Genomic DNA, 26,215 nt, shown 5'->3' on the forward strand with positions numbered 1-26,215 from the left:
TTGGAAGGAGATTGACAATGGATCAGAAGCTGGATCTTATCCTTAAGAAGCTAAGCTCACTGGAATCAGGCCAAAAAGAACTGAACCAAAAGTTTGAAGCCTTAGAATCAGGCCAAAAAGAACTGAACCAAAAGTTTGAAGCCTTAGAATCCGGCCAAAAAGAACTGAACAATAAGTTTGAAGTCTTAGAATCGGGCCAAAAAGAACTGGGACAAATTGTCAGAGCCATACGCGACCGCCAGGAAGAAACAGATGCAAAGATTGATGCCCTATCAATGGATGTCCACCATGTCCACGGTGAGATTGCAGGCGTCAAAGAGGAAATCAAAGATCTTCGGAATGGTGTCATTTTTGTAAATAGAAAAGTTGCAGACGCAGAATTCGAAATTAATATGATGAAGCAAAATAAAAATCAGTGACCAAATCGTATATGTAAAGGAAGTTGCCCCTCTGTAAAGTCATTTGCAGATGAAAATCGGATGAATGCATGGAAACCTCAGTCTATTTGATAGATATGTATTCTATATTCTTTAACACGATGGTATCCAATTGCTCATACCGAAGTTGTTCCGTCCACTACAAGAATTAGGTATATATGGAAGTTATAACATCTTTTTCATTGGTGACTATATAAAATCATTTAAGTGAACTTGGAGGAGAATTATAGTGAGAAAAATCATTTCAGTCGCAGTTGCTTCCGGCCTAATTTTCGGAGTATCGTTTGCTGCTTCTCATGATGTTGATGCGGCAAAGGCAAAGACTTATGCCAACTGTAAAGCCTTGAATAAAGATTACAAAGGCGGCGTTGCAAGAAGTAAAAGCGCAAAAAACAAAGGTGGAAAGACACACTATAAGCCATACGTTTCAAAAGCATTGTATGACAAAAATAAAACAAAAGACAGGGACCATGATAGTATCGCTTGTGAAAGATAGGAAAAGGCCCTCTAGGCTTTTTCTTAGAATCAAAGACGGAACCTATATGGCGTGAACAGCGATTCTAAACAAGGCGTCATCACAATGAATGACAAAAGTCAAGAATCAGAACAAAAAACTGCACCCCCTCTCGTATTATCCAAAGCACTTATCGTTAACGGGCTGATGGGCCTTTAGTGGAAGATGGTATCGATACGCTAGTAAAAGGTTGAACAATACAACGATCTCAAACATGTTTGAAATGTGGTCAAATTGTGGTCAAACACCCGTTAAAAAGATTGAAACCCCTTGATCATCAAGGGGTTTCGCGATCCGGGAGTTACATGACCCGTTTAAACATTTTTTCGAGTTCGTATACCGAATAGTGGATGATGATCGGGCGGCCGTGCGGGCATGTAAACGGGTCGGATGCCATTCGGAGCGCATCAAGCAGCGCCTGGATTTCGTCATTGCGCAAATGCCGGTTCGCCTTGATGGACCCTCTGCAGCTCATCATAATCGCCGCTTTTTCACGCAATTTTTTTACATCGACTTTTTTTATGGAAAGGACATGCTCGATCATTTCCTCAATGACTTCTTTTTCCTCATTTTTCGGGAACCATGTCGGATGGGAACGGACAATAAAGCTGTTATGCCCGAATGGTTCAAGGAAAACGCCGACCTCTTTCAGCGCTTCAAGGTTCTCCTGAATTTTAATCGCTTCATCCGTCGCGTATTCCAAAGTCAGCGGCACAAGCATTTCCTGCACCTCTTTTTTCACTTCGCCGACTTTTTCGCGGAAAAATTCATACTTGACCCGCTCCTGGGCAGCGTGCTGGTCAATGATATACAGGCCGTTTTCATTTTGTGCAAAAATATACGTGCCGTGCATCTGGCCGATCGGATACATCGGCGGAATGCGGGATGCCGGCTGCTGTGCCGCCAGCTGCCCCTTTGCCTCTTTAACATCCAATGCAGCACGCACCGGTTCGCGGATCTCTTCCGGTAAAACGGGATCCGAATTTCCTCCTGAAAATGGCGGGAAATCAGCGGTCGGCTGTTCCGCATCCGGGCTTTTATAAGGCTGCCCCGTTTTCGCTTCCTCCGGCCGGGGCGATGGGTGCGGCGCAACCGGCGCAGAGAAAGCTTTCGGGGTTTCCGGTTCCGTTTTTTCCGGCAAATGGTCAAGCTGGAACGACACCTGTTCCTGTTTTGGTTTTTCTGCCTGCCGCACCATGCCGGACGGAATCAATTCCTGCTTTTTGAAAGCAGCTTTAATCGCGCCCGTAATCGCCCGGCACAGTTCCTTTTCTTTGCTGAACCGCACTTCCAGCTTGGCCGGGTGGACATTCGCATCGACTAACACCGGATCCATTTTCAGCGATAGCAGCACAATCGGGTAGCGGCCGATCGGGAGCAGTGTATGGTACCCTTCCAATATGGCTTTTACAAGCGCGTAATTTTTAATAAACCGGCCATTTACCATCGTGGAAATATAATTGCGCGAAGCCCGCGTAATTTCCGGCAAAGCGATAAACCCGTTGATTTCAAAATCAAGCGTTTGGCTGTGTACCGGAATCATTTTTTTGGCAATGTTCACGCCGTAAATGGCGGCAAGCACCTGGCGCACGTCGCCGTTCCCGCTTGTCTGAAGCAGCATCTTTCCGCCGTGGCGGAGGCGGAAAGACACCTCGGGATGGCTGAGCGCGAGGCGGTTCACCACATCGGTAATATTGCCGAGCTCGGTATGGATCGACTTCATATATTTTAACCGCGCAGGCGTGTTAAAAAATAAATCGGTGACCGTAATTTCGGTTCCTCTCCGGCTCGGCGCCTGTTCGCGGGCCACCCATTTCCCGCCTTCAATGACCGCTTTTGTCCCGGGCCCGTTTCCGGTTGAGGTGACCATCTCAACACGGGCAACAGCCGCAATGCTCGGCAGCGCTTCGCCGCGGAATCCGAGCGAACGGATCCGGAACAGATCATGTTCGTTTTTAATTTTGCTTGTGGCGTGGCGTGAGAAAGCAAGCTCAACATCTTCAGGCTCGATGCCGGTTCCATTATCAATCATACGGATTTTTTCCATTCCGGCTTCCCAGACATCAATTTCGATGACCGTGCTTTCCGCGTCAATGGCATTTTCCGCCAGTTCCTTCACGACAGATGCCGGCCGTTCAACCACTTCACCGGCTGCAATCCTGTTCGAAAGCGACTCGTCCAGTTGTGCAATTTTTCCCATCGCGGACAACACCACCTATTTTTTTAATTTTTTCTGGATTTCATAGAGTGCATTCATGGCCGCAAGCGGCGTCATCTCAAGCAGATCGAGTTCCCTGATTTGCTTGAGCACCTTTCTTTCCTTTGCTTCAACGGTTTTCTGGCGCGGCGTTTCTGGCTCTTCAAAAAAGGACAGTTGCGCGGGTTCGCTGGTAGCAGCCGCTTCCGGGGGGTTCATTTGCGTCTCGCCATTATCCTGGTTTTCAAGCGCATGGAGGATTTTTTCGGCGCGACGAATGACTTGTTCCGGCAGGCCGGCCAGTTTTGCCACATGGATCCCGTAACTTTTATCTGCAGGGCCTTCTTTGATTTTATGGAGGAAAACAACTTTGCCGTTTTGCTCCATGGCGGTGACATGGATGTTTTGCAGCTTGCCCAGATCTGCAGAAAGCGCCGTCAGCTCATGATAATGGGTGGAAAAAAGCGTTTTGGCCCCGATTTCATCATGGATGTATTCGATCATCGCCTGGGCAAGTGCCATCCCGTCATATGTAGACGTTCCGCGCCCGATTTCATCAAATAAAATCAGGCTTCGTTCCGTTGCGTTTGCAATCGCGTTTTTCGCTTCCAGCATTTCGACCATGAACGTACTCTGACCGGAAATGAGATCATCAGCTGCGCCAATCCGTGTAAAAATCCGGTCAAAAACCGGTAGCTCCGCCTCGCGTGCCGGCACAAAGCAGCCGATTTGCGCAAGGATTACCGTCAGTGCAATTTGCCGCATATACGTGCTTTTCCCGGACATGTTCGGCCCGGTAATCAGCAGAATCTCCCGGTTTTCATCCATCAGGCAGTCGTTTGGCACATAGCTTTGCGAATCGAGCACTTTTTCAACAACCGGATGGCGCCCTTCCGTAATCTTCAGCACGCCGTCTGTCCGGAATACCGGCTTTGTGTAGTGGCGTTTTTCGCTTACGACGGCAAAGCTTTGCAGCACATCAATCATGCTGACCGCTTTTGCGAGGCGCTGCAGCCGTGGAATAAATTCTTTTACATGTGCCCGGATTTCCGTAAACAGCTCGTATTCCAGGTCGATCATTCTTTCTTCCGCCTGCAAAATAAGCGCTTCTTTTTCTTTCAATTCCGGTGTAATGAACCGCTCGGCATTCGCCAGCGTCTGTTTCCGTTCATACCGGCCTTCTTCGAGCAGGTGGAGGTTTGCCTTCGTCACTTCGATATAGTAGCCGAACACGCGGTTGTATCCGACTTTCAGCGACTTGATCCCGGTCCGCTCGCGCTCTTCGCGTTCGAGGCTTGCAATCCACTGCTTGCCGTTTTTGCTTGCGTCGCGGTAACGGTCCAGCTCTTCGTTATAGCCGTCACGGATCATCCCGCCTTCCTTCACGGAAACCGGGGGACTGTCCTCAATGGCGCGTTCGAGCAAATCTGTCAGCTCTTCGCACGGGTCAAGAAGCGCCGCCAGTTTTTTGCTTTCCGGGCTTTCCATGCTCTCCATGACCGCCCGGATGCCCGGGATTTGCTGCAGCGAGCATTTCAGCTGGATCAGGTCGCGCGCATTCACATTGCCGAATGCCACCCGGCCGGCAAGCCTTTCGAGGTCATATACTTCCTTCAGGCGCCCGCGAATATCCTCCCGTTCAAAGTAATGGTTTAAAAAGGTTTCCACCATTTGAAGCCGCGCTTCAATTTTTTCTTGCTTAAGAAGCGGCCGGCCGATCCACTGTTTTAAAAGCCGTCCGCCCATGGCCGTCATCGTTTCATCGAGCAGCCATAAAAGCGATCCTTTTTTTCCTTGCCCGCGGATCGTCTCTGTCAGTTCGAGATTGCGCTTGGAATAATAATCGATGTTTAAAAACCGGCGGACTTCATACATTTCAACCGGCTGTAGATGGTCGAGGCTCCTTTTTTGCGTGCGGAATAAATAGTTTAACAGCCTTGCCGCAGCCAGCTGCAAAAGCTCCGGTTTAAGCTGGGGCAAAAGTTTTTCAAAGCCTTCCTTGACGGCGGTATCCGTTTCGAAGGAAATGGTGACATTTCCTGTATTTTTCATCAGCCGCGCGTACTCATCCGGAAATTCCGGATCTACCACAGCTTCTTTTGCGCCGATTGACGCCAGTTCATTCAGCACTTCTTCAAACGGGCCTTCCAACAGGCAACCCTTGCCCTCCCCTGTTGACAAATCAATATAGGCAATCGCGAAATGCCCGTCCGCCAGGGATGCAACAGACGCAATATAGTGGTTTTCTTTTTCTGCGAGCGATTTGCCCTCCATCAGGGTGCCGGGGGTAATCAGCTGGATGACTTCCCGCTTGACAACGCCCTTTGCCAGTTTCGGGTCTTCCATCTGTTCACATATTGCCACTTTATAGCCTTTATCAATCAGCTGTTCAATATAAGTGCTGGCGGAATGGTACGGTACCCCGCACATCGGGATTTTTTCGTCGCCGCCGCCGTCCCTGCTCGTTAATGTAATTTCAAGTTCCTGGGACGCTTTAATGGCATCTTCGAAAAACATTTCATAGAAATCGCCGAGGCGGAAAAATAAAAAGGCATCCTGATATTCCGCCTTCACTTGCAAATATTGCTGGATCATTGGGGTATACGCAGCCATTCTTACCAAATTCCTTTCCTGCTTATCAATCATTCTTCAATCCTGTTTATTATAACATATTTGCATAAAGGCCTTCATAAATTGAAATACGGATCATTTTACAAAAACCGGGCCTTGTCTGTTGATTTTCAATGCCTCCTCCGGGGTGCCGGGTTTTTTCTTTCCTGTGGCAAAGCCCGCTGTGGGGATCCGGGAAAAACTTTAATCGCATTCTAAGCGGCACAAGCGTTTTGGTGGTGAAATCCGCCGCGCCCAGAAAAAAACTAGGAGTGTATGCCTCCTAGTTTGCGGCTTCTATTCTTCTTCACTTCCCACTAAAAAGTCAGGGTTTAATTCTTCAAACTCGTCGCTGCTTTCTTCCCATTCATCATCATCGCTGCACCCTTCAGGTGAGATGGCAACACAAACTTTTGTTTCACCGATGACTTCCACGAGAAACTCTCTTTCGACACTGACAATGATTTTATTGCCGTTTGGCGAAATGACCGCTTCAATGCAATTCGGCTGCTGCAGGACGCTTGCGATGACTTCTTTGTCGTCCAGGCAATCCGGATCCCTGTAATGCAATTTAACGGTATCGGTATACTCGACTTTTTCCGTCATGACCGATGTCTTCGTATTGTCATTATGGGAGTACCAGATGTTCACATCATAAGAGCCGCGGATTTTAACTTCTTTATCTATTTTCCTGGCTTCGTACTTATGGTTGATAATCCAGCAGCCTAAAATGCTCGAAGGATGCTGCGGCGGGCAAATCGTATGATTGGACTGCGTAAATTTGCGCCCTTTCGCAACGACTGCTTTTGTAATGATTTCTCTATATTCTGCCATTCGAGCGAACCCTCCTCATCTATTTTCAATTCATCCTATGCTTTTACCCAGGCCGGTGTGCCAATTCTTTTTCCCGCCACCTCCGGGTAATCCTAACATATGCCGCGGCTCTGAAGGAGTGCCCGTACCCGGGAATGGATTTGCCTTGGGCGTGCAAAAAAAACGGTGTGCACCCGGGTGCACACCGTTTTTTTCAGTGGAGGGTGCCGGAAGAATATTTCACCTGGGATCCGGTTTGGCCTTTTAAAAGATCGCCGCCGGTGGATTTGATGATTTCATCCGTAACCGTATTGGAAATGGTGTTTGTTACAAGCTGGAGCAGGTCGTTTACGTCCATCTGCGACTGCTTGAACTCCTGGACGACCGGGATGCCGTCCAGTTCTTCTTCCAGTTCGTCTATTTTGGCTTCCACTTGTTTTAACGCTTCTTTTTTTCCATAATGCTGCAAATTGACAGCCTGCTTTTGCAAAGCTTTGATATTGGCAATTAAATTGCGGACTCTCTCATTTTCATTGATTTGCGCTTCCGCCCGTTTAAAAAAATCCACTTCTTCCGTTTCCGCAATCATTTTCGCCAGTTCGGCAGCTTTTGCGACAATATCATCTTTTGTAAACTTCTGCATCACGCTTCCACCCCGGCCGGGTCAAGCACAGCCACCATTTCCCCGTCCAGTGACCATGTTTTCGCCTTCGTAATTTTTACCTGCACGAGTTTTCCAATCGCTGATTTCGGGCCTTTGAAGTTGACAAGTTTGTTTTTGCGTGTGTAACCGGCTAAAATTTCCGGATTGTTTTTGCTTTCGCCTTCTACAAGCACTTCCACAACCTGGCCTTCGTATTTTTCCATGGCTGCTTTTGAATAGGCATTGACGAGTTCATTCAGGCGCTGCAGCCTTTCCTTTTTCACTTCCATCGGGATATTGTCTTTCATTCTCGCTGCCGGCGTGCCTTCGCGTGGGGAATAAATAAACGTATAGGCCGTTTCGAACCCGACTTCTTTATAAAGGGACAATGTTTCTTCAAACTGCTCTTCGGTTTCGTTCGGGAAACCGACAATAATATCGGTGGACAGCGCCACATCCGGAATCGCGGCTTTGATTTTTCTGACGAGTTCCAAATATTGTTCCCGCGTATATTTGCGGCCCATAATTTTTAAAATTTCGCTTGAACCGGACTGGACCGGAAGATGGATATGCTCGACGAGGTTTCCTTTTTTCGCCAGCACTTCGATCAGGCGGTCGTCGAAATCGCGCGGATGGCTCGTGGTAAAGCGGATGCGCGGGATGTTGATTTTGCGCAGATCATCCATCAAATCACCAAGGCCGTATTCAAGGTCGTCAAAATCTTTTCCGTAGGCATTGACGTTCTGGCCGAGCAACGTGATTTCCTTGTAGCCTTTGGCGGCCAGTTCGCGCACTTCCTGGATGATGTCTTCCGGGCGCCTTGAACGCTCTTTTCCGCGCGTATACGGCACAATGCAGTACGTGCAGAATTTATCGCATCCGTACATGATGTTCACCCATGCCTTGATGTTGCCTTTGCGCACTTTCGGCAGGCTTTCGATCACGTCGCCTTCTTTGGACCATACTTCCACAACCATTGCCTTGGACATATACGCTTCTTTTAAAATGTACGGCAGGCGGTGAATGTTGTGGGTGCCGAAAACCATATCGACATGCGGGTGTTTTTGCAAAATTTTATTGACGACGGATTCTTCCTGCGACATACAGCCGCAAACCCCGATCAGCATGTCCGGTTTTTCCGTTTTCAACGGTTTCAGGTGGCCGATTTCGCCAAACACTTTATTTTCGGCGTTTTCACGGATGGCGCATGTATTCAGCAGAACCACATCCGCATCTTCCACCGTTTCGGTCGGCGTGTAGCCAAGCTGCATAAAAATGCCGGCCATCACTTCCGTGTCATGTTCGTTCATTTGGCAGCCGTAAGTCCGGATGTAAAATTTCAATCCGTCGCCCATGCCTTTTAAGTCTTCATCGATTTCAAAGTCTTTAAAATACTGGACCGGTTTCCGGCTGCGTTTTCTTGCTTCTTTTAAATTTGGCGGAATATAAACCGATTGGAAATATTTGCTGTAGTCCTTTTCGGATTTTTTGTCCGCAGGCTCTACAGGGTTCACTTGCTGCTGTTCCAAACGCTGTTTCTCGTTCATGGCAATCCCCTTTCTGTTTGCACCATGCCGCGCTATTGCGGCAACCATATAAAAATCATGCGTATAACCAGTATAAATGGTTTTTTCTCCTATTACAACAAACCTCGTGCCCGGCTTGTGCCAAGTTTTTCACGATCTAGGAACAACCGGGCTTCAAATCCCGGTTGTTTAACCAATTAACACGGATCTGTTCGCGGTTTGTGCCGGAGTCGCATTTGGCAAAACGCCGGGGATTTGCGCTTTACCGGAAAAAAGGGGGCTTACCTCCGCGCCCGGCGCAAAAAGCCTCTTCCTGTATCAGGCAGAGGCTTTTTGCGTTTCTCATCCGTTTTGGATTTTATGCCTTTACTTGCGATAAAACATGTTTAAACGTGCGGATAACCTGGTCGACTTCTTCATAGCTGATCGTAAGCGCCGGTTCAAAGCGCAAGGTTTTTGAATTAATCAATGTTCCCGCAACAAGCACACCCCCGTCAAACATGCCTTTTGCCACTTCATAACCGAGTTCATCCGAGTGGAATTCTACTCCGATCATTAATCCTTTCCCGCGGACTTCCTGGACAATGTCTTCGTGGCCTTTTGCCGCCTCTTTTAAGCCGTTTAAGAAATATTCCCCGCAAGCAGCCGCGCGTTCCGGCAGTTTTCCCTCGATGAGGACGCCGATCGTGGCAATTGCCGCTGCACAGGCAAGCGGATTTCCGCCGAAAGTGGTGGTATGCATGAACGGATTCGGGAACCAGCTTTTGAACACTTCTTCTTTCGCGACCACCGCGCCGGCCGGCATCACCAGGTAAGAAAACACATCTTTTGCCGTTTTATAGCGCTTTTTCCGGAAGACAAAGAAGGCAACAACAGATAAATTGACGAATGTAAAAGCAATAAGAGCGCCAAAGTTGATAAACGAGGAAATGAGCTCCAGGCTGGGCGTGATCGCAAGCAGCGACACCAGGCCGACAAGGATTACATTCCAAGCGGGGGTCCGGAATTTTGGATGCACGTATCCAAACCATCGCTTCGGCAGGACACCGTTTCTCCCCATCACATATAACAGCCGTGAAACACTGGCATGGGAAGCAAGGCCGGACGCAACCGTGGCGGCAAATGCACCGGAAATAAACAATAACTTAAACAGCGTTCCGCCCACGTACAATCCGATTTCGGGCAATGTGTCATCCGTGTTTTTAAAATGAGAAACGTCCGGAAACAAGGCTTGCGCGAAATAACTGGCGATAAAAAAGACCGCTCCGCCGATAAAAACCGTCAGCATGATCGCTTTCGGCATGATTTTGGGATCTTTCGCTTCCTCCGCATACATCGTCACCGCATCAAAGCCGATAAACGAGAAACATACGACTGTCGCACCGGTCAGGACCGCGCTCAAACGGACACCGGAGTGGTAAAGCGGATCGAAAGTGATAACCGTGCCTTTTCCCATCCCGTGCGAAAATTGTACAATGGCCAGCACAAGAAAAGCGGCGATCAGCACCAATTCAAAAGCAACAAGAATGGTGTTCATATTGGACGTTTTCCCCATGCTCCATACATTGATGCCCGTCACGGCGGCTACATACGCCACCACCCAGATCCAGGAGGGCACGTTTGGAAAGACGGATACCATATAAATCCGGATAATTAAAGCATTCACCATGGGCAACAGCAAATAGTCGAGCAACGCCGCCCATCCGACAAGGAACCCGAGATGGGGGTTCATCGTTTCCCTTGTATACGTGTAGGCAGATCCGGCGTTCGGGAAAACTTTTACCATCTTCCCGTAACTGATAGCGGTAAACAGCATGACAATCAAAGCTGTGATATAGGCAAGCGGCACCACCCCGTTGGTTTCCTTTGATACGATGCCAAAAGTATCAAACACAATGGTAGGCGTCATATACCCTAACCCGAGTCCGACGATGGCCCATAAACCGAGTGAACGCTTTAATGTCACATTCTCCAATTTTATCATCCTCCCTCTCTATTCCACAAATCAAAGATGTTTGCTTTTTGGTACGCCAATAAGGCAGATCCGCTTCCATCCACATGGAGGCCTATTGTTCTACATCTTTGCAATTTTCATACCAATTGCCGGAAAAACAAGAGGAGGATTTGAAAAACTCGGAATTTGGGAAAAGCAGCCGCAGGGTTTCGGAGGGAAAGGCGAGAAAAAGGAAAACTTCTTATGCAAAAATGCATAGCATAATCTATTTTGCATACCATTGGAAGGCAAATTGACGAAAGCCGGGGATGAAAAACGGCGGGGACATGTTTTGATATCCCGCCGTTTTGAGGTAAATTTTCATTCACTTGGAGCCTGAACAGGGAAGTTTGAAAAGCGCGCCGTACTCACCGGCATTTTGCGTATCCGCATCAAATCATAAGGTTTTACAGGATGGTCGGTGATTGTTTTCACGGTCATCAGCGCATTCGGGGCACGTTCAATGCATTTGCCGTCTTCATCCCAAAGCTTGCGGATGGTTTGTGTGAAACGGGAAAATCCCGGCCCGTAAAACTCCACTTCTTCCCCTGCCGCAAAATGGTTGCGCTGTTCAAGCGTGGCGATTTTTGTAGCCGGGTCGTAATCCAAAACGCGGGCAGCGAAAGTATATTTCGGGATTTTGCGGGGGCGCCCGAACAGTTGCTGGCGGGCATCCGGTTCCCCAAAGTAAAAACCGGTTGCCAGTTCCCGTTGTGCCACTTTCCAAATTTCTTCCTCCCACGCCGGGTCAAAAACAAAATGGCCTGGATCTATGCAATAGGCATCGACAATCGCCCGGTACACATTCGCCACAGTCGAAACATAGTGGATCGACTTCATTCTGCCTTCAATTTTAAAACTTCCCACACCCGCTTCAATCAATTCCGGCACGTGATGGATCATCGTAAGGTCCACCGCACTCATGGAAAACGGCTCGCCGCCGGCTGTTAAGATGTCGGCCCCATCATTTTCAAACAAGTCATATTTCCAACGGCACGACTGGGCGCATCCGCCCCGGTTTGCGTCGCGGTTTGCCATATGGTTGGACAGCACGCAACGCCCGGAATACGAAATGCACATCGCTCCCTGTACAAACGCTTCTATTTCCATACCGGTATTTTTCCGGATTTCGCGGATTTCTTCAAGGCTGACTTCGCGGGCCAGAACCACCCTTTCGACCCCTTCCTGCTCCCAGAACTGAAGCGCTTTGTAATTTGTTGCAGAAGCCTGGGTCGACAAGTGGACGGCAAGTCCGGGCGCCTCTTCCATACAAATGGTGATAAAGCCCGGGTCGGAGATGATGACAGCGTCAATCCCGATCTCCTTTAGTGTGCGGAAAAAATCCCCTGCCCCTTCATCATCGCCTTCATGGCTGACCATATTTGCAGCTACATACACTTTTGCGCCGCGGGCATGCGCAAAGCGGACCCCTTCCTTCATCTCTCCGTACGTAAAATTGCCGGCTCTCGAACGCAAGCCGTAAGCCTGTCCGCCAATATATACGGCATCCGCGCCATAGCGGACGGCGATTTCCAGTTTTTCAAGATTTCCGGCCGGCGCAAGTACTTCCGGTTTTTTGATGATGTTTCGCATATTCTCCCTCCTACTGTACTTCATCCGGCTGCCGCAGGAAAAACCCCGTGCCAAGCTTCCGCGTTTCCGGCTGCAATTGCAAAAGCTCAGCTGAAAAACGCGCCGCATCAAATGTGCCGGACAGCACCGCTTCTTTTGCCCGGACATAAAGGGCGGCAATGTCCGTAAAGGTTTCCCCTTCGGCCAAAATGCCGTCGATTTTCCACGTATCCAGCCCGGCCCTGTGCAGATCCGGCAAATACCGAATGAGCGCAATGTCTTCTGCGGAAAAAATATGGGTGCCATTTTCATCCTCAAAAAGCGGATACTGCTTTTCCCGGTCTTTCTTCTCGCTGATGCTGAGCCTGTCATGGACAGTTGTGCCGGCATCAAGATGCGCAAATTGGGTGTAATTCGAAAGCAAACGGCGCTTCGAATGGTGGATGCATGTCGGGCCGTATACTTGTACCTCGACGGGCTGCCTGATTTGCGCCTGTATTTCTTTTAATTCAATAAAAGTACATTCGCGCGCCGCCACGGCACCTATTGCCCCGCGTTTGAGCCAGAACTTTATCTGGTTTGCCGATGTGACAAGCGTCTGTGCATCGTAAATATAAGGCAGATTCAGTTTCATTTCTTTTAAGAGCTGTATCACGCCCGGATCCCCGGCAGTGATCGCATCCACTCCCGCTTTTTCAAGCGATGACAAATATTCCGGAAGCGCCTCTATATGTCCGTTATGCATCAATCCGTTAACGGCTGTATACACTTTCCTGTTCTGCCGGTGTACAAACTTTGTAATGTCGCCTATTTCTTCAAGCGTGATATGGCCGGGCATGCGCAGGCCGAAACGGTTCCCCCCGATATAGAGGGTATCCACTCCGGCCGCAATCAGCGCTTCAGCCTGCCCGGCCGATTCAGCGGTAGCAACGATATGGATCAACTTCCACCCCTCCTTCAGCCGCTTTTTCAGGCTGCAGTAAAAAAAACGCCAAAAAGGCGCAAAGATAAAGCGTGCCACGATTTTACTTTATCATGGGTACGGGTCTTTTTTGCCGGCAAAGTATGACAGTTTCCGCAAACCTTTTTTCCATGCAAAAAAAGCTGCCTGCTTCTGCAAACAGCGTTTCTTTCCAATCTATATCAGCGGGGTTCAACGATGAGTTTAATAGCGGTTCTTTCTTCTCCTTCAATCTGAATGTCCGTGAAAGCCGGGATGCAAATTAAATCCACACCGCTTGGGGCCACAAACCCTCTTGCAATGGCAACGGCTTTTACAGCCTGGTTAATGGCGCCCGCCCCGATCGCCTGGATTTCCGCCCCCCCTCTTTCACGAAGAACACCGGCAAGTGCACCAGCTACAGAATTAGGATTAGATTTTGCTGAAACTTTTAATATTTCCATTCCTTCTCCTCCTTGTCTCCTTCCGTTAACCGAATGTCCGTTCAGAGTGACGATTCATATTCGAACGTGAAGTATCTCTTGCCCGTTTCCAGCCCGGCCTTTTGTAGCTTCGCTGGAAATGGGGCGGCTGCCTTAAAATCCGGCAGCCGCCCCGCATATCAGGCTGCTGATTCTCCTGCTTGTCGTGCGGGCTTTCATGAACGTCTCTTGCTCAAAAAACTCCGGGGAGCTGCCCCCGCACAGCGGGAAAAATCATTTCACTGCTACTATATTCCTTTGTTTTGCGAGTTATGCCATCCTTCATAAGCGCCGGTACATAAAAAGAGGCGCTCTTGTGCCCGGCATCCATCCGGAAACAGAAAAAACCCGTTTATTCAGAGATAAACGGGCGGTCTTCATTGATTAAAATATTTTGGATTGTTGCAGCTTTGCCTGTTTTTTTATCAAGGCTGATGATGCATCCGCTTAATATTTTCCTTCCCGACTTTGGTACTTCGAAACGGACGGGAAGCGAAGTCAGAAATTTTTTCATTACTGCTTCTTTGTCCATACCGAGAATGGCATCGTACGGACCGGTCATGCCGGCATCGGTCAGATAGGCAGTACCGTTTGGCAAAATTCTTGCATCGGCGGTTTGCACATGCGTATGGGTCCCGATCACGGCCGACACTTTGCCGTCCAGAAACCAGCCCATTGCCTGTTTTTCGCTTGTCGTTTCGGCATGGAAATCAACAAAGATAAAATGGGTTCTTTTTCTTGCCAGCGCCACCATCTCTTCTGCTTTCCGGAACGGGTCATCGAGCGCATTCATAAACGTTCTGCCCTGCAGGTTGATGACTGCAAACTCCGTTCCTTCCGCTTTGATCAGCGCCATCCCTTTTCCTGGGGTCCCGTCCGGAAAATTGGCCGGACGCACCATCCATTTTGCTTCCTCAATAAAGTCAAAAATCTCTTTGTTGTCCCATGCATGGTTTCCGAGCGTGATGATATCCGCACCTGCATCCAGCAGACCACGGTAAATGTTTTTGGTAATCCCGCGCCCGCCGGCTGCATTTTCCCCGTTTACGATGGTCAAATGCGGCCTGTATTTCGCCTTTAACTTCGGCAAATATTCGTTCACCATCTCACGCCCTAATGACCCGACAACATCCCCTATAAATAGAATCTCCATGCAATAAATCCTTTCTTTGCTTTATAAAACCATCTTCATTTTCTTTCAAAACGTTTAAAGAAAATAAGCGGTGAGCACGTCACCGCTTATTTTGCATATTCAACAGCCCGCGTTTCCCGAATGACCGTTACTTTAATATGGCCCGGATAATCCAGCTCATTTTCAATTTTTTTGCGGATATCACGTGCCAGGCGGTGGGCTTCCAGGTCGTCGATCTGTTCCGGTTTCACCATAATGCGTACTTCTCTCCCCGCCTGGATAGCGAACGATTTTTCAACGCCTTCATACGATTCGGCGATTTCCTCCAGCTTTTCAAGCCGCCTGATGTAATGTTCAAGCGTTTCGCTGCGCGCCCCAGGCCGTGCAGCGGATAAAGCATCAGCGGCAGCGACAAGCACCGCGATAATAGAGGTCGGTTCCGTATCGCCATGGTGGGAAGCAATACTGTTAATGACCACCGGATGTTCCTTGTATTTGGTTGCGAGTTCGACGCCAATTTGCACATGGCTTCCTTCTACTTCATGGTCTACCGCTTTTCCCATATCATGAAGCAGGCCGGCACGGCGGGCAAGGATTTCATCTTCCCCGAGTTCGGCAGCCAGCAATCCGGAAAGGAATGCGACTTCTATCGAGTGCTTGAGGACATTTTGCCCGTAGCTCGTGCGGAATTTTAACCGGCCAAGAATTTTGATTAAGTCCGGATGAAGGCCATGGACACCGACTTCAAAAGTGGTTTGTTCCCCCACTTCGCGTATATGTTCATCCACTTCCCGCCTTGCTTTTTCAACCATTTCTTCAATGCGGGCCGGATGGATGCGGCCGTCTTGAACCAGTTTTTCCAGTGCAATGCGTGCCGTTTCCCGGCGCACCGGATCGAATCCCGAAAGAATCACCGCTTCCGGCGTATCATCGATGATCAGGTCAATCCCGGTCAGCGTTTCAAGCGTCCGGATATTGCGCCCTTCCCTTCCGATGATGCGGCCTTTCATTTCATCATTCGGCAAATTGACAACCGATACCGTTGTTTCAGCAACATGCTCGGCTGCACACCGCTGAATGGCTAGCGAAAGAATGCTTTTCGCCTTTTTGTCGGCTTCTTCTTTTGCCCTTGTTTCCGCTTCCTTTACCTTAACGGCAATGTCATGGGAAAGCTCGTTTTCCAGTTTTTCAATAATAATGGCTTTCGCCTGTTCGCGATTGAGGCCCGAGATTCTTTCCAGCTCAGACTCCTGCTCGTTAACCATCTCCTCCAATTTGCTTTCCATCTCTTCAATATGTTGTTGTCTCAGGTTTAAAGAATCCTCTTTCTTTTTAAGCATCGATTCACGCTTATCGAGCGATTCATCTTTGCGGTCGAGGTTCTCTTCCTTTTGCAATAAGCGGTTTTCCTGTCTTTGCAATTCATTTCTTCGTTCACGCAATTCCCGTTCCATATCCGTACGAAGTTTATGATTTTCATCCTTCGCTTCAAGCAGGGCTTCTTTTTTCAGGCGGTCAGCTTCGCGTTTTGCTTCATCGACGATCTGATCCGCCGCATTTTTCGCCCCTGCAATTTTTGCTTCATAAATTGATCTCCGGATGAAATAGCCAACAACTACACCGACGATAAGGACAAGCAAAAGGGAGATGATCCATATGAGAGACTCCATCAATCTCACCTCCTCTTGCTATGAACTTCTTCCACGTTAAAAAATGTCGGCTGTTACATTAATCCTTAGGTTTACAGTATACAGCGCCTGGCTTAAAAAGTAAAACGTCGATCCCGGGGCAATCCCCTCCGGTGCATAGGCATGAAAACATCATGCGTTTCGTCCCGGTCCGGCTGAAGACAAGGATGTTCTGTCAGCCGTACGCGGAAAAGCTGCCGGATTAAAAACCGGCTCCCTTCCGGAAACTTCCGGGAGGGTTTGCTTTCCGTACAGGAGAAAGTCGTTTTTAGAAAAATAAAATATACATATTAATTTTAAAGGTGGGAATTTTTATTGTCAAGTGAAGCGGAAAGATTGCCATCGTAATTTGTGTTGATCCCTTTCAGCCATGCAGCTTTTGCGGCGCAAAAAAGCCCGGTGGAAAAGGACGGCAAAAAGCGCCTGGATGCGGTCAGCATTTCAGGCGCTTATAGGTTACTCCAAATTCAATTCTTCCTGTCCTTCCACAGCTTCCTTTTCATCTGCAGCATTTTCGGTTTCATGGGAACCGGCATCTTCCGCCAGGTCATAATGTTCCCGGATTTTTGCGGCAATCTCGTTTTTCAAATCCGCATTTTCCTTTAAAAACTGTTTCGCATTTTCACGCCCCTGGCCGAGCCGCTCGCCGTTATAAGCATACCAGGCCCCGCTTTTTTGGATGATGTCAAGGTCGCTTCCCATATCGACGATCTCGCCTTCTTTTGAGATCCCTTCGCCGTACATAATATCCACTTCTGCCGTTTTAAACGGAGGCGCTACTTTGTTTTTGACAACCTTGATTTTCGTTTTGTTGCCGACAATGTCGCTCCCTTGTTTGATCTGTTCGGCACGGCGCACTTCAAGGCGTACGGACGAGTAAAACTTGAGCGCGCGTCCGCCCGGTGTGACTTCAGGATTGCCGAACATCACGCCGACTTTTTCCCGGATTTGGTTAATGAAAATCGCAATCGTGTTTGATTTGTTGATCGCACCCGATAATTTCCGCAGCGCCTGGGACATCAGCCGTGCCTGGAGGCCGACATGGGAATCGCCCATTTCCCCTTCAATTTCCGCTCTCGGCACAAGCGCAGCAACGGAGTCAATGACAACAATGTCCACTGCGCCGCTGCGGACGAGCGCTTCTGCAATTTCCAGCGCCTGTTCGCCCGTATCCGGCTGGGACAGGAGCAGTTCATCAATGTTGACACCGAGCTTTTGGGCATAAACCGGGTCAAGTGCGTGTTCCGCATCAATAAAGGCAGCCTGTCCGCCCTGTGCCTGGACTTCCGCAATCGCATGCAGGGCAACCGTTGTTTTACCGGAACTTTCAGGGCCATATATTTCAATGACGCGGCCGCGCGGGTAGCCGCCGACACCAAGGGCAATATCAAGCGCAAGCGAACCGGTCGGGATCGTGGAGACAACCCGGTCGGTCTGCTCGCCCAGCCGCATAATGGAGCCCTTGCCAAATTGCTTTTCTATTTGTTTCAGAGCCTGGTCTAAGGCTTGTTGACGATCATTCACAAAATTTCCTCCTTTTATTCATCACGGACTCTTGAAAGCAATAAATCTATATCTATACTATACCCGTTTTTTCCGTGTTTGCCAAGCAAAATGTCGAACGCCTATTCGTCTCTTTTTTGCAAAAATCCGGCAAAAAAAATGGGGTTTTTCCCCTGCAAAAATGGAAATTTCCCCGGCAAAAAGGGCCGAAAATTGAATTTTTGGCAAACAAATTTTTTTCGTAAAAAGGCCGCTTCCGCCATTTGCAATGAGCAGAAGCGGCTTTCGGACTAAAGCAGTTTCAGCAAATGCCAGCAGCCGTATTTCACTGATCTCGTGCGGACGTTGTTCCGGGATCCGGAAAGTTCCAACAGATAGGCGGCCGTTTCTTTCCCTTTTATGGCAATGCCGATCCACACGGTTCCCGGCGGATGGCCTTCAAGGGGGTCCGGGCCGGCCACACCTGTAAAACTGATGCCAATGTCGGCATCCATGATGCTGCGGATATTTTCCGCCAGTTCTTTTGCACACTGGCTGCTGACGGCGCCGTACTTGTCAAGTGTTTCTTTTTTCACTTTGGCAAGCTTCATCTTCGCTTCGTTCGTATAGACAACAACGCCGCCTTTCAGCATCGTGCTGACACCCTGGATGGACGCCATTTCCGCTGCAAATTTGCCGGCAGTCAGGCTTTCCGCGCAGGCCAGCGTCAGCTGTTTTTCTGAAAGTTTTTCAAGCAGGGCCTCCATTAACGTCGTATCGTTATAACCGTAAAAATACGATCCGGCAATTTGCAAAATCTCTTTTTCCACTTGATCGATCATTTGGTTCGCCGTTGCCACCGACTGGTGTTTCGCCGTAATCCTGAGTGTCACTTCCCCTTCTTTCGCAAGCGGAGCAACAGTCGGATTGCTCTGGGTTTCCAATATTTGGCGGATTTCTGTTTCCAGTTGGGATTCGCCGATCCCGAAGAAACGGAGAACGCGCGATTCGATTTTTTCGATCGTTTCCAGTTCATCCTGGATCGCGGGACTGGCATAATGGATAAACATCGGTTCCAGTTCATGCGGCGGGCCGGGGAGCAGCAAGTAATAGTGGTTTCGACTTTTGGCCAGCATGCCCGGCGCCATGCCGTGGTCATTCGGAAACACTTTCGAGCCTTCAATGACAAGCGCCTGCTTTTTGTTGTTTTCCGTCATTTTTCGTTTTGTACGGATAAAAAACTGTTCGATGGAACGCATGGCATCTTCGTCTGTGACCAGTTTTTTTTCGATATGCGATGCAATCGTTTCTTTTGTTAAATCATCCTTTGTCGGACCGAGCCCGCCAGTAAAAATCAATAAATCGGCGCGGTCCTCCGCTGTACGGATTGCCGCTTCGAGCCGCTCTGCGTTATCGCCGACAACGGTCTGATAATACACATCCACGCCGATTTCCGCCAATTGCGCAGCAATAAATGTGGCGTTTGTATTGGTGATCTGGCCAAGCAAAAGTTCCGAACCGACTGCAATTATTTCGGCATTCACTTTCCATTCCTCCCTCTCTTTTAAAGCAAAAAACGAACACATGGCGGCACCAATCCAGAAGACCCGAAATCCGCCCCGCAATGCCGCCTTTTCCCGGAAATCCTGCGGCCCGTGCCGGGTTAGCATCAGCGCCGGCGGGCAAAAAAGCAGTGAGAGGCTCTCACTGCTTGGTTATTTCGAGCGGGCAAATACGCCCCGGTTTAAATAGAAATAATCAGCGCCTGACCAGATGGTAAAGATGAGCGCCACCCACAAAGCGACCAGATCCATGCGGAATGAGAGTGCCGAAAACGGGAAGTTATGCAACAGCAATAAAAGGATGGCAATGATTTGCGTCCATGTTTTGATTTTTCCAAGCATATTGGCTGCTGCAACTTCCCCGCCCTCTGCCAAAATTAGCCGCAAACCCGTCACGGCAAACTCGCGGGCAATGATCACGACAACAATCCATGCCGGCGCCAGCTTGAGCCCGACGAGCAAAATAAACGCCGTTGAAACAAGCAGTTTGTCCGCAAGCGGATCGAGGAATTTCCCGAAGTTGGTAACGAGATTGTATTTGCGGGCATAATGGCCGTCGATCCAGTCTGTCATGGATGCAACTGCAAAAATCACCGCACCGGCAAAATGGGTGACCGGAATTTCGGCTCCCAGCCATTCAAAGGTGCCCCAATCGAACGGCACCGCCATGATGAGTAAAAAAACAGGGATTAAACATACGCGTGATACAGTAATTTTATTCGGCAAATTCACTGGATTTTCCTCCAACTGTCCATATATTTTCCAAAGAAAAAGCCTTAAACAAGGCTTATTCCGTTTGTGGGCCGTTAAACTGGATGATCATATCCTGGCGTACTTCTTTGGATGCCGGAATATGGTATTTTAGTTCTTTGCCATTGATATACACTTCCGTATTGACGGTGTTTCCGATCGTAATCGTGACTTGTTTTTGATTTGACAGATCCGCTGTCCGGCTGTCCCCATCATTCAGCAATTGTTGAAAGTTGGTTGAACCGTCGCTGTTTTTCACCTGTACCCATGATCGGCCGCCGTTTGCTTTCAGTTCAAGTTTGAACTGGCTGGTGCCGGCCAGTTTATAGGTGGTCGTGTACCCGCTTGAAGACACGGTTTCCAGTTTTTGGGCTGTTTTCTTCGTTTCCGATGCCGGTTTTTTTGGCGTTTTCGCCGCATTTTTTTCGGAAGAGCTACCGGTATTTCTGCCGGATGACACCTTTTCAGCCGATTTTATGCTTTCTTTTTGCACGCTTACATTGCCGGAAGCCCCGCTGTTTAATTTTTCCTTCGTGTTGTGGCCGGCAAGCTTATATACAACAAACCAAAGCAAAAATAAAATCGCGATGATGGCGGCGACGACAAGAATCCTCGGCAGCACGTTCATCATCTTGACGGTATCCGGTGCAGCCCTTTTGTTGGACGTCTGCACCCGCGAAAGTTGCTCGGGAAATTCTTCCTGTTCCGTACGGGGGATGTCGCTTTCATACTCTTCAAATAAAGTTTCCGGGTCAAGCCCGACTGCCTCGGCATACTGCTTAATAAATGCCCGGACGTAAAATTTTCCAGGCATTGAATCATAATTTCCTTCTTCAATGTTTTTCAAATATCTTTTTTGGATCTTGGTCATCTCCTGCAAATCATCCAGGCTGATGCCCTTTTCTTTCCTCGCTTCTTTTAAACGATTCCCTAATTCCGTCATGGTAACACCTGCCAATCTAGTAATCAAATCCTCCAAATCCGCCTTGAAACATCCGGTTTTGCTGGAGCAAGTCGTATGTAATTTCCTGTGACGGGTCTTCTCTCAACTCAATAATGTAATCAAAATCATCGAGCGTGTATTCCGAACGCTGCACGAAAATATCCGGGTGTTCCACCACTTTTACAGCCGGGAGCCGCATGATTTCACGGATCATCTGCCAGTGCCGTTCGTTTCCCCTCTCAGCGGATACGATGCCATCCAGGATAAAAATATTGTTTGGATTATATTCATCCTCAATCAGGCTGCTTCTCACCGTCTGTTTGATCATCGTGGAGGAAAGAAAAATCCACTTTTTATTGGCACACACGCTTGCCGCCACAATTGACTCTGTTTTTCCGACGCGCGGCATCCCGCGAATGCCAATCAGCTTATGGCCTTCCTGTTTAAAATGCTCGGCCATAAAATCGACCAGAATCCCGAGATCATCGCGCACAAAGCGGAATGTTTTCCGGTCGTCATGATCGCGCTGGATATACCTTCCGTGCCGGACCGCAAGTCTGTCCCTGAGCTTGGATTCCCTGATTTTCGTTACTTTTATCGTTTCCACTGTTTGCAATATCGATTCGAGCCGGCCGATCTGTTCTTCATTTTTGACAAGCAGCAGCAAGCCCCGTTTTTTATGGTCAACGCCGTTAATGCTTCTGATATTGATCGCTAACATACCCAAGAGGGAGGAAACATCACCCAAAAGCCCCGGCCGGTTGATCGTGATTTCATATTCCAAGTACCACTCTTTCCTGTCATCCACTCAAACCCCCTCCCGAAATCCGGATTCCAACGAACATATCTAGGTTATATGATATATGATTTTTCAGCAATAAGGAAGTGAAAGCTCTAAAAATCGTGAATTTTGTCGGGACATGAAAAAAACCGGCGGCATCACCAAACAGCCGGCTTTTAAAAAGCCGCCAATTGTTATTGTGATGCGCCGGTATTTCTTTATGACTGGGTACCGTTATTTTGAACGAGTTTTACCATTACATTGGCAATGGCTTGCTGCTCTTCCTGCGATGCCACTGACCATAAATCGGCAAGAACGCGTTCCTGTTCATTTTTCGGATCTACTTGTGCGGCCAAATAATCGCCGACCTGCTCAGCAAGTTTGTTAATCGTTTCCTGGGGCATCCCCTGTTGCTTTGCCTGGTTGAGGCGGTCCCCCAAAAAGTTTTTCCATTGGTCCCAGTTTTCAAATACGTTCATGTCACAGCCTCCTTTCAAGTTGTTCAACCTTAGCTTGTGACCCGGCTTGGAAGGCTATGCATGGAAAATGGAACCCGTGCTTCTTTCAAGGCACCGGCCGGGCGGAACGGTGCTGCGGTTGGCAAATTTGCCCGTTTTTTGGTTAACCCGCGTGAAAAAACAATGCGGATTCCTTTGCATCTTTTGCCGGGCGGGGCTACATATACCAGCCCCCGTTGACGCCAATCGTCTGGCCGGTGATGTAAATGCTTTTTCCCGAGAGCAGGAAAGAAACTGCGCCGGCAATTTCTTCCGGTTTGGCAAGCCGGCCAAGCGGGATGTCCGCTTCGAGATCTGAAATTTCTTCCGGCGCAAACCTGGCAAGCATGTTGGTGCCAACCGCCCCGGGTGCGACTGCATTCACGCGTACGCCGCTTCTTGCCGTTTCTTTAGCGAGCGCTTTTACAAATGCGATCTGTGCGCCTTTCATCGCCGAATATACGGCCTCGCACGCCGCGCCTGCCTGCCCCCAGATTGAACTGACAAGCACAATGTGCGAAACCTCATTTTGCCGCAATTTGGGCAACAACTGCCTGATAATCAGAAGCGGCGCCTTTACATGAATCCGGTAAAGCTTGTCAATGGCTTCGTCATCGATATCTGAAAGTAGCCCGTAATGGGAAATGCCGGCCGCATGGATGATCGCATCGAGATGAAAAACATTTTCTGCTATCGTTTTCACGGTGCCGTCTGTTGTGAGGTCGGCGCGGATCGGGATCGCTTCCGCCCCGAATTGCCGGCAGATGGAAAGCAGTTCTTTGATCGCCGCTTCATTTTGGTGGTAATGCAAATACAGATTCCACCCTTCTTTTGCCAGCATTTCAGCTGTGGCCTTTCCGATTCCGCCGCTCGCACCCGTAATCAACGCAAACTTTTTCAATTTTCTCCCCCATTTAAAAACCCGGGGCTACCCCGGGTTATTTCGGTAAAACCTGGCAAACGGTAAACCGTTCTTCATCAAAAAAAGCTTCCGCCGTTTCCAGCACATCGCTGAACCGGATTTGTTCAAGCACAGGGACAACGTCAAATAAATTCATATCATTAAACGCGTATCTTGTAAACTGGTTGGCGATAAATTCAGGTGAATTCAGCTGGCGCAGAAATCCCCCGATCTTTTTCTTTTTCGTCCGTTCAAGCGCTTCTTCTGCCAACCCTTTTCCTTCTTTTGCCCCAACCATCACCTCTTTCAGCCGCTTTGCCAAAAGATCCGGATCTTTCGTATCCCCTCCGGCCATCGCAAATCCGAATCCCTGCTCCTGGGAATAGTCAAAAGAAAAACTGGTGTCGATCAGGCCGTCATTGTACAACGCATTGTACGCATCTGAACTGCGGCCGAACAGCATGTCAAGGAGAAGATTGACCACCAGTTCGTTCTTTTGCATTTCAGCGCCGCGCTGGCTCGTATGAAGCGCCTTTACGCCAACAAGGCATTTTGGTATCTGCACATTCATATGCAATTTTTGCTCTTTTTCGGCCGCCTGTGCCGGTTCTTCCGGAAAACGCCTTTTAATCTCCGGTGCTTTTTCGTACTTTTTCTTCGCCTGGTTTTCTCTCATAAAAGAAAGCACCTCATCCGGCGATACATTTCCGACGGCAAACAGCAGCATATTGCTCGGATGATAAAATGTATGGTAACACTCGTATAATTGCGCTGCGGTGATTTTTGCGATCGAGTCAACCGTGCCGGCAATGTCAATTTTTACCGGGTGGTGTGCATATAAATTTTCAATCAGGCCGTAATACAGCCGCCAGTCCGGGTTGTCATTGTACATCATGATTTCCTGGCCGATAATCCCCTTTTCTTTTTCAACCGTCTGTGCGGTAAAATACGGCGTTTGCACCATATCCACCAGCGTTTCCAGGTTTTTCATCACCTGATCGGTGCTTGAAAACAGGTAGGCCGTCCGGTTAAAACTCGTGAAAGCATTGGCCGATGCGCCCTGCCGGCTGAATTGCTGAAACACATCCCCGTCTTCTTTTTCAAACATTTTATGTTCAAGAAAATGGGCAATGCCATCCGGGACCCGCACAAAATCGCTTTTCCCAAGCGGGACAAACGTGTTGTCAACTGAACCGTATTTTGTCGTAAACGTAACAAATGTTTTGTTAAACCCGCGCTTCGGGAGCACATATACTTTTAATCCGTTATCAAGTGTTTCACCGTAAAGCGTTTCGCCAAGCTGACTGAATTGTTGGGTTTCCATTTATTTCCCCTCCATTCCGGACAAGAAGTAGATCGTATCGGGTTCAATTTTTGCGGCCACTTTCACAATTTCCCCTTTTTCGACTGCCTTGATTTCCCTTATCCAATCTTCCACGCCGGTTTCGGTGCCGGCAATGACGTTATGGTACAAAATTTCAACGAGGCCGCGGGATGTATCCGTTGACTCAAGCAGCTGGTTGCGGATAACGGCTTTCGTTTGCCCGATTTCCTGTTCGCTGAAATCCCCGTTTTTCATTGCTTCCAGCTGTTTTTCAATAATGGAGACGGCCTTGTCAAAATTCGCGGATTCGATGCCGCTCATCACCATCATCAGCCCTTTATGGCTCTCGATCTGGCTCGCGACATAATAGCAAAGGCTTTCTTTCTCCCGTACATTCAGGAAAAGCTTGGAGTGGGAAAAACCGCCGAAAATGCCGTTAAACATCTGAAGCGGAAAATAATCGCTGTCCCCGAACGTAATATTGGTGCGGTAGCCGATATTGAGCTTGCCCTGGCGGATATCCTGGGATTCCTTGATTTTTTTGACGCCGGAGACCTTTTGGAGCGTTCTTGAGGCAGCCCGTTTCGGCTCGCGGTCCGGAAAACGCAGGCATTCGCAAATGGCCGCAAGACGGTCTTCATCGACATCGCCCGTCACAAACAAGTCCAGTTCATCTTCCCGGATCGCTTTTTGATAATATTGATAAAGCGAAGCGGGCGTGATGGCGTCCACATCATCAAGAACGCCGTTTGCCTGCAGTGCGTACGGCTCTTCTTTGCACATTTCTTCAATCAGCCGCATGCTTGCATACCGCATTTTATCATCGTATACAGACTGGATCCGCTGTTTCAGCACCCGTTTTTCCTTCTCCACCGTTTGGCTGTCAAACTGCCCGCCGTCTGCATGCGGGTTCAGCAAAACTTCCGCCAAAAATTCAACTCCCCGTTGGAGCAGCGGTTCTGCATCCTGCAAAAATTTTTCGTTCGCAATTTCAATCGTAAAGGTCAGAATATGGTATTCCCCTTTTTTGGCCGTATCGACATAAAAATGAGCGCCGTACAAATCATCGAGATACGCCCTTAATTTTGCGGTCGTCTTCAATCGCCCCGTGCTGCTTTGAAGAACATTCGGGAGCAGAGCCCGCAGCGTAACCGTGTCTTTTTCAAGTGGCGCTTTCATTTTCCATACAAGCGTATTCGTTTTGTATTTGTCCGTTTTGATGGTATGTAGTGTGTACCCTTTCATTTTGCGAACCGTCTCTTTTGAAATGGCCATATGGATCCTCCTTTTTCAACGAGCTTCGTGCCAATAGTAAAAGTATGCCTGACTGCGGGGTTGTTTAACCTGTAAATGCATTAATTTTACTATACAGGGGAGACAGGTGTCCCGGCAAGTTTTACGGCACATAAAAAGAACCGGCACCAGACG

Annotated in this window: 22 protein-coding genes; 2 read left to right on the top strand and 20 right to left on the bottom strand. The window is 48.7% G+C overall.

Annotated elements, in window-relative coordinates; translation table 11 throughout:
- Window positions 1-17 precede the first annotated feature (17 nt).
- A complete protein-coding gene (locus IC21_RS10460) occupies window positions 18-419 on the top strand; it encodes a hypothetical protein (RefSeq protein ID WP_029141532.1) in 402 nt (133 codons plus the stop codon).
- A 247-nt stretch (window positions 420-666) separates the two neighbouring features.
- Window positions 667-933, top strand: coding sequence for an excalibur calcium-binding domain-containing protein (locus tag IC21_RS10465; RefSeq protein WP_014098487.1), 267 nt, complete (start codon window positions 667-669; stop codon window positions 931-933).
- Window positions 934-1,252: 319 nt separating this feature from the next.
- On the opposite strand, the gene mutL is transcribed toward IC21_RS10465, so the two are convergent.
- The 20 genes from mutL to yfmF form a co-directional block, all read right to left on the bottom strand.
- On the bottom strand, window positions 1,253-3,151 hold the full coding sequence (gene mutL / locus IC21_RS10470) for a DNA mismatch repair endonuclease MutL (protein ID WP_029141533.1): 1,899 nt from the start codon (window positions 3,149-3,151) through the stop codon (window positions 1,253-1,255).
- Window positions 3,152-3,166: 15 nt separating this feature from the next.
- A complete protein-coding gene (gene mutS / locus IC21_RS10475) occupies window positions 3,167-5,794 on the bottom strand; it encodes a DNA mismatch repair protein MutS (protein WP_029141534.1) in 2,628 nt (875 codons plus the stop codon).
- Between the two features lie 261 nt (window positions 5,795-6,055).
- Complete coding sequence (locus IC21_RS10480) at window positions 6,056-6,592, bottom strand: outer spore coat protein CotE (protein WP_013859176.1); 537 nt, start codon at window positions 6,590-6,592, stop codon at window positions 6,056-6,058.
- A 193-nt stretch (window positions 6,593-6,785) separates the two neighbouring features.
- On the bottom strand, window positions 6,786-7,214 hold the full coding sequence (gene ricA, locus IC21_RS10485) for a regulatory iron-sulfur-containing complex subunit RicA (protein WP_029141535.1): 429 nt from the start codon (window positions 7,212-7,214) through the stop codon (window positions 6,786-6,788).
- On the bottom strand, window positions 7,214-8,761 hold the full coding sequence (gene miaB / locus IC21_RS10490; protein ID WP_013859174.1) for a tRNA (N6-isopentenyl adenosine(37)-C2)-methylthiotransferase MiaB: 1,548 nt from the start codon (window positions 8,759-8,761) through the stop codon (window positions 7,214-7,216). Before miaB ends, ricA begins: the two co-directional genes overlap by 1 nt.
- A gap of 337 nt (window positions 8,762-9,098) precedes the next feature.
- Window positions 9,099-10,706, bottom strand: a complete 1,608-nt coding sequence (locus tag IC21_RS10495; RefSeq protein WP_234969428.1) for an amino acid permease — start codon at window positions 10,704-10,706, stop codon at window positions 9,099-9,101.
- A gap of 348 nt (window positions 10,707-11,054) precedes the next feature.
- Window positions 11,055-12,326, bottom strand: a complete 1,272-nt coding sequence (locus IC21_RS10500; protein ID WP_029141537.1) for a peptidase U32 family protein — start codon at window positions 12,324-12,326, stop codon at window positions 11,055-11,057.
- Window positions 12,327-12,336: 10 nt separating this feature from the next.
- Window positions 12,337-13,248, bottom strand: coding sequence for a peptidase U32 family protein (locus IC21_RS10505; RefSeq protein ID WP_035176070.1), 912 nt, complete (start codon window positions 13,246-13,248; stop codon window positions 12,337-12,339).
- A 200-nt stretch (window positions 13,249-13,448) separates the two neighbouring features.
- A complete protein-coding gene (gene spoVS, locus IC21_RS10510) occupies window positions 13,449-13,709 on the bottom strand; it encodes a stage V sporulation protein SpoVS (protein ID WP_013859169.1) in 261 nt (86 codons plus the stop codon).
- A 370-nt stretch (window positions 13,710-14,079) separates the two neighbouring features.
- Window positions 14,080-14,880: a TIGR00282 family metallophosphoesterase gene (locus tag IC21_RS10515; RefSeq protein WP_013859168.1), complete on the bottom strand. Its 801-nt coding sequence runs from the start codon at window positions 14,878-14,880 to the stop codon at window positions 14,080-14,082.
- A gap of 86 nt (window positions 14,881-14,966) precedes the next feature.
- Entirely contained in the window at window positions 14,967-16,529 is a 1,563-nt protein-coding gene (gene rny / locus IC21_RS10520) for a ribonuclease Y (protein ID WP_029141539.1), read from the bottom strand.
- A 474-nt stretch (window positions 16,530-17,003) separates the two neighbouring features.
- Window positions 17,004-18,071: a recombinase RecA gene (gene recA, locus IC21_RS10525; protein ID WP_029141540.1), complete on the bottom strand. Its 1,068-nt coding sequence runs from the start codon at window positions 18,069-18,071 to the stop codon at window positions 17,004-17,006.
- A 269-nt stretch (window positions 18,072-18,340) separates the two neighbouring features.
- Window positions 18,341-19,573, bottom strand: coding sequence for a competence/damage-inducible protein A (locus IC21_RS10530; protein ID WP_029141541.1), 1,233 nt, complete (start codon window positions 19,571-19,573; stop codon window positions 18,341-18,343).
- A 171-nt stretch (window positions 19,574-19,744) separates the two neighbouring features.
- Window positions 19,745-20,323: a CDP-diacylglycerol--glycerol-3-phosphate 3-phosphatidyltransferase gene (gene pgsA, locus IC21_RS10535; protein WP_019721121.1), complete on the bottom strand. Its 579-nt coding sequence runs from the start codon at window positions 20,321-20,323 to the stop codon at window positions 19,745-19,747.
- 55 nt (window positions 20,324-20,378) lie between these two features.
- On the bottom strand, window positions 20,379-21,284 hold the full coding sequence (locus tag IC21_RS10540; protein WP_029141542.1) for a helix-turn-helix domain-containing protein: 906 nt from the start codon (window positions 21,282-21,284) through the stop codon (window positions 20,379-20,381).
- Between the two features lie 16 nt (window positions 21,285-21,300).
- On the bottom strand, window positions 21,301-22,092 hold the full coding sequence (locus IC21_RS10545) for a DUF3388 domain-containing protein (protein WP_017554614.1): 792 nt from the start codon (window positions 22,090-22,092) through the stop codon (window positions 21,301-21,303).
- Window positions 22,093-22,283: 191 nt separating this feature from the next.
- Window positions 22,284-22,544, bottom strand: coding sequence for a DUF3243 domain-containing protein (locus tag IC21_RS10550; RefSeq protein WP_013859159.1), 261 nt, complete (start codon window positions 22,542-22,544; stop codon window positions 22,284-22,286).
- 196 nt (window positions 22,545-22,740) lie between these two features.
- Window positions 22,741-23,463 (bottom strand): elongation factor P 5-aminopentanone reductase, encoded by a 723-nt coding sequence (gene ymfI, locus IC21_RS10555; protein ID WP_026104883.1) that lies wholly within the window; start codon window positions 23,461-23,463, stop codon window positions 22,741-22,743.
- Window positions 23,464-23,500: 37 nt separating this feature from the next.
- Window positions 23,501-24,787, bottom strand: coding sequence for an EF-P 5-aminopentanol modification-associated protein YfmH (gene yfmH, locus IC21_RS10560; protein ID WP_029141543.1), 1,287 nt, complete (start codon window positions 24,785-24,787; stop codon window positions 23,501-23,503).
- Entirely contained in the window at window positions 24,788-26,062 is a 1,275-nt protein-coding gene (yfmF, locus tag IC21_RS10565; protein ID WP_013859156.1) for an EF-P 5-aminopentanol modification-associated protein YfmF, read from the bottom strand.
- Window positions 26,063-26,215: the final 153 nt, after the last annotated feature.

Source organism: Heyndrickxia coagulans DSM 1 = ATCC 7050 (genome assembly GCF_000290615.1).
GTDB classification, from domain to species: Bacteria; Bacillota; Bacilli; order Bacillales; family Bacillaceae_C; genus Weizmannia; species Weizmannia coagulans.